This is a genomic window from Mesorhizobium sp. WSM4841 (assembly GCF_055811515.1).
Window position 1 is genome coordinate 32,904 of the sequence record NZ_JBVVQC010000018.1, and the last position, 9,138, is coordinate 42,041.

A 9,138-nucleotide genomic window follows, 5' to 3' on the forward strand; every position below is an offset into this window, starting at 1 on the left:
ATCAATCTGGCGCTCCGGCGAAAAGCACCACCCCGTCTCCGCCGCCTGCCGGCCAGTCCCGGATGGTGCGGTCGTAGCCGCCGGTCAGGACCCTGCCGTCGGCGGCGAATGCCACCGCGTAGACCGGTCCGGACCGGCTGTCGAACAGCGCGGTCTCACTGCCGGTTTCCATGTCCCACAGCCGTGCCGTACCGTCGAGCGAGCCGGACAGCAGCCGCTCGTTGTCGGTCGACAGCGCCAGCGCATAGACCGTGCCCGAATGGCCGTCGAGGCGGCGAACTTCGCGGCCGCTGTCGAGATCCCAGAGCTTGATCGTATAGTCGCCGCTGCCGGTGATCAGATGGCGCCCGTCAGCCATGAACACGATGCCATAGGGGCCGCGCTCATGCCCGTGCCAGCTGCGCAGCTGGTTGCCGGTGCCGATGTCCCATAGTTTTAGCGTGCCCTCGATACTGCCGCTGATCGCGCGTGTGCCGTCGGGCGAGACGGCGACTCCGCTGATCGACCAGTCGTGCCCCGGCATCACATGCAGCACCGAGCCTTTCTCGATATCCCAGACAATGACCCTGCCGGTGTCGTGCCCGCTGACAGCACGTTTGCCGTCGGGGCTGATCGCCAGCTTGTTGACGCCGCCGTTCTGGCCTGACGAGAAGACGTGCAGCACCGCGCCATCGGCGAGCTGGCGCAGCACGATCTCGCCATCGTCGCCCGCCGTCAGCGCCCGCGCCCCATCGGGCAGGAAAAGCGCGGTACGCGCCATGTCCTTGTGGACGCCGAGGGTGCGGATCAGGCGCTTGCCGTCGATATCCCAGAGCTTGACCGTGCGGTCGGTACTGGCGCTTAGGATCGAGTGACCGTCGGGCGCTGCCGCCAGGCAGACCACTGCATCACGGTGGCCATCCGGTTGCGTCGGCTGCGGCGGCGGAGCCTGGGGCAACGGCGCGACGGTCTGCGGTGGCGCGGCCGGGGCTGGAGCAGGCTCCGGCGGTGAGACAGGCGGGGCCAGCGCGACCTCGGATGGCGAGGCAGGCGCCGGCGGCTGTATCGCTTCCGGTTCCGGGGCCGGTGCGCTGGTGACGTCTTGGCCTTGCGGCGCGCTCGGCACGACTTGCTCGGCGGTCAGGCTTTTGCCGGCGTCCTGTGGCTGTCGCGACCAGGGGCCGAGCTGGTCGGCCACCAGAGCGAGGACGGCGAGGAACGGAACGACGGCAAAGAGCCGCCGCAGGCGTGGTCGTCCGCAGGGTTGCGTTTCGGCACCCCTGCCGAACAGCCGCACCTTCGGATCGTGCGTCGATCGGCCCGGCAACAGGCCGGCCCAGAACAGCAGGGCTGCAAGGGCTGAGACAACACCCGCTGTCCCGAAGAAAGCCAGGCGCACCGACGCGAAAGCGTCGCCGGCGCCCTCGCCGCCCAGCGCGAAATACACACGTGTGAAGCAGAGCATGCCGATCGCCAGCAGCAGCATTGCGAGCAGCCTGTCGACAAACCTGTTCATCGGGCTCCCCCCTCGGGCCGCTGTTAGCTTTGCCCGCAATGATGCCGGTCGGCGCCGGGCTTGTCGATGCCCCGGTTCAATTCCACAGATTGCCAGCGAACAGCAGCGCAAAAACGCTCGCCTGCGCCAAAGCGCTGGATGCGCCCGGTCGCCGCAATGTTGCCCCGTCGTGCGCTAGGATCGCTCGGCAGGGCTCAAGACCGATCGAGGCCAAGTTATGGATGATTGGAAATTACCTTGGGACGGCGGCTGCCTGTGCGGCGGGATACGCTTTCGGATAAGTGCGCCGCCATTGCTGACAATGGCCTGTCATTGCACCGGCTGCCAGAAGCTGAGCGCGAGCGCTTATTCCCTGACCATGGCCGTGCCAAGCAATGGCTTCGCCGTTACGCAAGGCGAGCCGGTGGTCGGCGGCATGCATGGCCCGCACCGGCAACTTTACTGCCCGCACTGCAAGAACTGGATGTTCACGCACCCGCACGGCCTGGACTTCTTCGTCAATGTTCGCATACCATGCTCGACGATCACCATTGGTACGTGCCCTTCGTCGAGGTTTTCACGTCGGAAAGGCTGCCCTGGGCAACGACCGCCGCCAGCCACAGCTTCGCCACCCAACCCAACCTTGAGGGATACGCACCTTTGATCGAGGCCTTCGCACGCGAAGGAGCGCGACCGGTGTGACTGGTTGCGAGTGAAGCTGGCGAAAGCGATGGCGACCTGCAATCTTCCCCCTCGTGGGGAGATGTCCGGCAGGACAGAGGGGGCGCTGTCCCGCCGGCCTTCAACAAACGCGACTGCGCCCCTATGTCACCCGATGAACCGGCTGGCGATCCTACGCGCCCCCTTTGCCCTGCCGGGCGTCTCCGCCCTCGTGGCAGGGGCTATCGCAGGTGGAAAGCCGAGGCTTTCGCTCTACGATGGACCCCCACCCCTAACCCCTCCCCACAAGGGGGAGGGAGACTTCCGTTGGCGCTGACCTCGGCAAATCGGCTGCCTTTCGGCGCCAAAGGGGAAGTAAAGGCGCGCGGCAGCGTTCCCTCCCCCTTGTGGGGAGGGCTAGGGTGGGAGTCCATCTTCGTAAGAATCCAAATGCGATTGCCCTGCCCAGCAAGGGGGGAGATTGGCTCTCCGCCCTCACCGCAATTCCACCCACACCGGCGCATGGTCGCTGGCGCCGGTGTGGCCGCGCACGTCGCGGTCGATGCCTGCCCCGATCAGCCGGCGCGCCAGCTTCTTTGAGAGCAATATATGATCGAGACGCAGGCCGGCGTCGCGCTGCCAGCGGTTGCGGCGATAATCCCAGAATGTGTAGAGCGTCTCCTTCGGGTGCTTCTTGCGCAGCGCATCGGTCCAGCCCTGGTCGAGCAGCGCTGCGAAGGCGGCGCGGCTTTCCGGCTGCACCAGCGCGTTATCGTCATAGGAGCGGGTCGGGTAGATGTCGCGCGGCTCGGGCACGATGTTGTAGTCGCCGGCCAGCACCACCGGCAGCCCGGTGTCGAACAGTTCCGCCGCATGCGCGTTAAGGCGCTCGTGCCAGGCCAGCTTGTACTGGAATTTCGGACCGGGCTGCGGGTTGCCGTTCGGCGCATAGAGGCAGGCGACGACGATGCCGTTGACCGCCGCCTCGATGTAGCGGGCCTGGCTGTCGCTGCCGTCGCCGGGCAGCGCCTCGCGGGTCAGAACGGGTTCTGAACCCCGCCCGAGTATGGCGACGCCGTTCCAGGTCGGCTGCCCCACCCACACCGCGCCATAGCCGGCCGCCGCAAGTGCTGTGCGCGGAAACTGCGTCTGCCTCGCCTTCAGCTCCTGCAGGCAGACGATGTCGGGCTTGGCGACAGTCAGCCAGGCCAGCAGGTTCTGCAGCCGGCCGTTGATGTTGTTGACATTGAAGGTGGCGATCTTCATCGGCCTGCTTCAGCGCACAATGCGCTCGGTCCACGCCTTCACCGCATCAGCGAGTGTCTTCAGATGATCGGCAGTGGAGAAGCCGGAGATGCTCCTGCGCGGCTTCAAATCGTGGTCGCCATCCTCCAGCCAGAGGATTTCGATGCGGTCGGAAAGATCGTAGGTCGCGACCTCGTCCCTGGTGCCGAACTCGTCGCGTGTGCCCTGGAAGATCAATGTCGGCGTCCTGAGATCGGCAAGGTGTTTTGTCCGAAGCTGCGTCGGTTTCGCCGGCGGATGGAAGGGATAGCCGAGGCAAAGCAGCCCTGAAATCTCGCCCTTCGAATACATCTCGTCGGCAATCATCGAGGCAACGCGTCCGCCCATCGACTTGCCGCCGATGATGAGCGGCCCCTTCACGCCCTTCGCCCTGAGGTCGGCGATCGCCTTGATGTATTCGGGATTCACCGTCTCGGCGCGCGGCGGCGGCTTGCGATGACCGTAGCGGCGGGCCGCCATGTAGTGGAATTCAAAGCGCGCAACGCGGAACCCGGCTTCGGCCAGCGCTTTTGCCGTGGCATTCATCGACGCCGAGTCCATCGGCGCCCCGGCGCCATGCGCAAGCAGGATGGTGATGGCGGCGGTTTCGGGGCCGTCGAAGAGGAATGTGGTCATGGGGCGGCCCGCTCATGGAGGCCGCGTTCCGTCCCACCCCCCTCTGTCCTGCCGGACATCTCCCCCGCAAGGGAGGAGATCGGCAGTTCTGGCGCCCCGCTCGCTTTGCAACGTTTGAGAAATGACGAAAGCGGCTGAGCGCTTAATCTCCCCCCTTGCGGGGGAGATGGCCGGCAGGACAGAGGGGGGTGTTCAAGCGCGACCATACGAGCCCTCACCCCGCCGACATCCGCGCCAGTTGCAAATCGACGAACTGAATACCCTTGGCCGCCATGCGCGCCCATTCGGAGCTGGCGTCGAGCTCGAGATAGCGCGACCAGTTCCGCCGCGCCTCGGCGAGGTTGCCGGCGTCGAATTCGAGCCGGGCAAGGTTGAACAGCGCATCGGCATAATTGGCATCGAGCGCGATCGCCTTTTGCAGATGCCGGCGCGCCGAGGCGTCGCGGCCCTGCTCGGTCATCAGCCCGGCCAAATTGAACCAGGCCTCGACAAAGCCGGGGTCACATTTGATGGCGCGGGCATAGTCGTGCGCCGCTTCGGCCGCGCGTCCAGCGGCGCGCAGGCAGTTGGCGCGGTTGAAGGCGGCGATGGCGTCGGTCGGTTCGATGGCCAGACAGCGCTGGTAGAGTGCGGCCGCCTGCTCGTGGTGTTTAGCCTCTTCCGCGGCTTCAGCGTCGGCGAACAGTTCTTCCAGCGTGTCATCGTCAGGCGTTCCCAGATCGAACAGCAGCTGGCCGTCGAGTTCGCTCTGGCCGCCCTCGAGATAGATCGCATCGGCGCGCCCATGCTGCGAGCCGACATTGAGCGACTTGGCGGTCAGCGAGGCGACCGGTCCGCAGCGATGCACCGAGCGCGCGATCGCCCCCCATGAGGCGCCGCCGGCAATCAGCCCGGCATATTTGCGGGCCAGGATCAGGTCGCGAAACGAATAGGGCTCGCCATCATGCTCGAAGGCATCGAACAGCGACAACAGATCGAGATCGGCGGCGGCAAGCCGCGACTGGTCAATGAGCGACTGCCTGGGCAGCGCCGAAGCCTCCGGCGCCTTCATCAGCCCGAGCAGGCGCAAAAAACCGTTTTCGCTGATCAGCTTTCGGCCGGTCGCGCGCTCGGCGGCGACGCGGCGCTCGATCTCGGCATCCCCGGCCTTGGCGAGATACAAGCGGCCGAACACGACATGGCTGGTGCGCCTGTTAACGCCGCGCCTCAATTGGCCGTGCTGGCGTTCGACCTCGCGCGCGGCCAGCCTGAGCGGGAACGCCGCCAGCGCGCCGATGGTGCCGAAGACGGTGCCGGCGAGAGCCGTCACGCCTTGCTCTTGCCGACGGCCTTCAGCAAATTGGCCTTAAGCGGATTTTCCTTGGCCGCGCCGGCGCCGGCCTTGGCGGATTTCGCCGCAGGCTTCGCCCCTTCATCGGCCTTGCTCTTGCTCTTGGCCGGCGGCTTGGCCGATTGCGACAGGCTGGCCTTCAGCGCATCCATCAGATTGATCACGTTGCCGCGCTCGGGGGCGGCGGCGATGATCGGCTTGTGACCCTTGAGCTTCTCGCGGATCATCGCCATCAGCGCGATCTCATAGCGGTCCTCATAGTTCTTCGGGTCGAAGGTGGTTTCCTTCTGCTTGATCAGCGCTTCGGCGAGCTGCAGCATTTCCGGGTCGGGCTTGCCGGCCGGGATGTTGCCGAAATATTCAGCCGTGCCGCGCACTTCGTTCGGGTTCCTCAAGGTGCAGACGAACATGCCGTTCTTGCGAGCGCCGATCGTCACCACGCGCTCGCGGCTGGACAGCACCAGCCGCGCGATCGCCAGCTTGCCGGACTTGCGCATGGCTTCGCGCAGCACCGCGAAAGTCTCCTCGGCCATGGCGCCATCTGGCGCCAGGTAGTACGGCGCGTCCTGATAGATGACGTCGACCGAATGCTCGTCGACAAAGGCTTCGATATTCATCGTGTGGTTGGATTCGATGCGCACCGCCTCGAGGTCGGCATCGTCGATGATAATGTACTGCTTGTCCTCGTATTCGTAGCCCTTGACCAGATCCGAGCGCTCGACCAGCCCGAGTTCGGGGTCGACCGGCTTCATGTTGATGCGGTTGTGGGTGTCCTTGTGCAGCTGGTTGAAGCTGATGCGCTCGCTCGCGCTCGTCGCCGGATACAGCCGGACCGGACAGCTGACGAGACTGAGCTTGAGGTAACCTTTCCAACTTGCCCTGGGCGCCATGAAACTCTCCTACGCGGCCGTGCACTGTCGAACTGTTCGCAGCGCTTCGTCCAAAGGACGAACGGCGCTGCGCAAAACCTACATCGCCCTCACAATACCGGCAAATCCCTAGCGAAATCTTCCATGTCGGCCCAGGGGTCGCCGGAGGTGGCCAGAAGGCCCGGCAGCGAAGAATAATTCAAATCTTCCGGAGCGTCGATGGATTCCAGATCGGACCAGCTCACCGGCGTCGAGGCCGGCAGGTTGGTGCGGGCGCGCAGCGAGTAAGGTGCGGCCGAGGTGTGGCCGCGCGCATTGCGGTGATAATCGATGAAGATGCGCCGCTTGCGGTTGTCCTTACCCATGGTGGTGGTGAAGGTGTCGGGCGCGGTGGCGGCCAACGCCGAGGAAATGGCGCTGGTCGCCTGGTGCAGCTTCTTCCAGTTCTGTTTTTGCGTCACCGGCACTGATATGTGGATGCCCTTGCCGCCCGAGGTTTTCGCGAACGGCACCAGCCTCAGAGCCTCGAGCTCGCCGCGGATATGCACTGCGGCTTCGACCACCTCGCGCCAGCTAACCCCCTCGCCGGGATCGAGGTCGAAGACGATCAGGTCGGGTTTGTCGAGCCGCGTGCGATGGGTGCCCCAGGTGTGGAACTCGACGACGCCGAACTGCGCCAGCGCCAGATAGCCCTTGGCGTCCTCGACCGACAAATAGGATTTGGTCTCGCCCTCGGAATTGGTCGCCTCGAAGGTCGCCACCGATGACGGCATGCCGGTGAAGGCATGGCGCTGGAAGAAGCAGTCCTGCGGCTTGCCTGTCGGGCAGCGCACCAGCGACACCGGGCGGCCCAAAATATGCGGCAGCATGAAATCGCCGACCAGCGCATAGTAGACGGCGATGTCGAGCTTGGTCGGTCCGGTCTTGCCGAACAGCCGCCGCGTCGGGTTGGTCACCCAGATCGTGGCGAGGTCGGCCTCGGCGATCAGCCGCTTGCGCTTGGCCGACACCGGCGTCGACAGGCCGACGTCGCGCAGTCCGCGGAACACCGCATGGCGCAGCGCATTATCGGCCGTGCGGTTGGCATAGTGGATATGGGCCGAAAGCAGCGGCCGGACCCAGTTCATTTCGCGCATGATCTCGCGTGGAACCCCTTCGGGCGCAGACGCGCTGGCGCGCAAGGGCTCCAGCCGGGCCAGCAAGTCGGTGGCGGTGGCGGCGTCGAAACCAGTGCCGACCTTGCCGCGATAGTGCAGTTCGCCATCCTCGAATTCGGCGAGGCCGAGTGCGGCCAGTCCCTCGGCTGCATTGGAGACGGTGTAGCCGGCGATGACGAAGTCGCCGTTCTTCAGCGCCTTGACCTTGGTCCAGGTCTTGGTGCGGCCGCTCTGGTAGATTGCCGTGGCGCGCTTGGAGACGACGCCTTCCAGCCCCATCTCGGAAGCCTGGTCGTAGAGCGCCTGGCCATCGCCTTCGACGTGGTCCGAGAACTGGATGGCGGAGTTGGCGCCCAAGCCGGACAGCAATTGCGACAGCAGCGCCTTGCGCCGGCCGAGCGGCGCTTTTCTCAGGTCCCAGCCGTCGAGATGCAACAGATCGAAGGCGTAGAAGTGGAGCTTGTTGCCGGCGCCTTCGGCCAGCGCTTCCTGCAAAAGAGCGAAGCGGCTGATGCCCTTGGCGTCGAGCACGACGATCTCGCCGTCGATGACAGCCTCACGGCATGGCAGCCTGGCGAAGGCATGCGGCAGGTCGCCATAGCGCCTGGTCCAGTCGAGGCCGGCGCGTGTGATCAGCCGCACCTCGCCCTCAGCCAGATGCGCCATGGTGCGATAGCCGTCGAACTTGATTTCGTGCAGCCAGATTTCGCCCGTGCGGCTCGCGGGGTCATCGCCGCCCGGCGGCTTTGCCACGGTCGTCGCCAGTTGCGGCTCGATGCGGGAAGGCGGCGGCGCCTTGACGGCGCCCGGCAAAGCGCCAGGCTTCAGCACGACCGGTTTCGCAGGTTTGGGGGCTGGCTTCGGCGCTTCGACCAGTTCCTCGATGCGCCGTCCCGATTTGACGCTTTCCGGCCGCTCGGCAAGGATGTCGAGCCCTGGATCGGCGGCGAGATCGCGCTCCTTGAACAGCAGCCAGTTTTTCTTCTCGTCGTCGCCGGGCTTGGCTTTTAGCCTGGTCAGCATCCAGCCGCCATTCAGCTTCTCGCCGGCGAGACGGAACTTGAAGGAACCGGTGCGCAGGCTCTTTTCGACATCGTCCATCGGTGCCCACACGCCGGTGTCCCAGACGATCATCGGCCCGCCGCCATATTCGCCCTCGGGAATAACGCCTTCGAAGTCGATATATTCGAGCGGATGGTCCTCGGTCTCGACTGCCAGCCGCTTGTCGGCGGGATTGAGCGACGGGCCGCGAGGCAAAGCCCAGCTCTTCAGCACGTCGCCGACCTGCAGGCGAAGGTCGTAGTGGTCGGCAGTGGCGTGATGCTTGTGGACGACGAAGCGATTGCCTTCTCCGGCAACCAGCCCGCCGACGGGTTCCGGTGTCTTGCTGAATTCGCGCTTGGCGCGATAGGCCTTGAGTTTTGAAGGAGCTGGCATGTCAAAGACCGAAGCGCACGGCAGCCAGGAACCAGCGTCTCATTCCTTCGCGCCCCCCTCTGTCCTGCCGGACATCTCCCCCACGAGGGGGGAGATTGGCAGTGTCACTGTGGGCACCCTCTTTGCAACGTCGGAGATTGGCGAAAGCGTCGCGACATCCGATCTCCCCCCATGTGGGGGAGATGTCCGGCAGGACAGAGGGGGGCGCTGTCCCGCCAGCATCAAAATTCGATCGCAGCGGCGCTCCGATGTCACGGCATGGATCCCAGGGTCTCCGCGACGTCGCTTCGC

At 65.3% G+C, this 9,138-nt stretch carries 6 protein-coding genes and 1 pseudogene; 1 reads left to right on the top strand and 6 read right to left on the bottom strand.

Going from position 1 to position 9,138, the window contains the following annotated elements; genetic code table 11:
* Position 1: 1 nt before the first annotated feature.
* On the bottom strand, positions 2 to 1,495 hold the full coding sequence (locus AC0L14_RS20850) for a WD40 repeat domain-containing protein (protein WP_473750590.1): 1,494 nt from the start codon (positions 1,493 to 1,495) through the stop codon (positions 2 to 4).
* Positions 1,496 to 1,712: 217 nt separating this feature from the next.
* On the opposite strand from AC0L14_RS20850, the pseudogene AC0L14_RS20855 reads away from it, so the two are divergent.
* A pseudogene (locus tag AC0L14_RS20855) lies at positions 1,713 to 2,176 on the top strand (GFA family protein).
* A 453-nt stretch (positions 2,177 to 2,629) separates the two neighbouring features.
* On the opposite strand, the gene AC0L14_RS20860 reads toward AC0L14_RS20855, so the two are convergent.
* From AC0L14_RS20860 to ligD, 5 genes are all read right to left on the bottom strand, one after another.
* Positions 2,630 to 3,400 carry an exodeoxyribonuclease III gene (locus AC0L14_RS20860; protein ID WP_473750591.1) on the bottom strand — a complete coding sequence of 257 codons (771 nt, stop codon included), beginning with the start codon at positions 3,398 to 3,400 and terminating at the stop codon, positions 2,630 to 2,632.
* Between the two features lie 9 nt (positions 3,401 to 3,409).
* On the bottom strand, positions 3,410 to 4,054 hold the full coding sequence (locus tag AC0L14_RS20865; protein WP_473750592.1) for an alpha/beta hydrolase family protein: 645 nt from the start codon (positions 4,052 to 4,054) through the stop codon (positions 3,410 to 3,412).
* Between the two features lie 214 nt (positions 4,055 to 4,268).
* Complete coding sequence (locus AC0L14_RS20870) at positions 4,269 to 5,363, bottom strand: tetratricopeptide repeat protein (protein ID WP_473750593.1); 1,095 nt, start codon at positions 5,361 to 5,363, stop codon at positions 4,269 to 4,271.
* Entirely contained in the window at positions 5,360 to 6,274 is a 915-nt protein-coding gene (gene ku, locus AC0L14_RS20875) for a non-homologous end joining protein Ku (protein WP_473550895.1), read from the bottom strand. Before ku ends, AC0L14_RS20870 begins: the two co-directional genes overlap by 4 nt.
* Before the next feature lie 89 nt (positions 6,275 to 6,363).
* Positions 6,364 to 8,847 (bottom strand): DNA ligase D, encoded by a 2,484-nt coding sequence (ligD, locus tag AC0L14_RS20880; RefSeq protein WP_473750594.1) that lies wholly within the window; start codon positions 8,845 to 8,847, stop codon positions 6,364 to 6,366.
* Positions 8,848 to 9,138 lie beyond the last annotated feature (291 nt).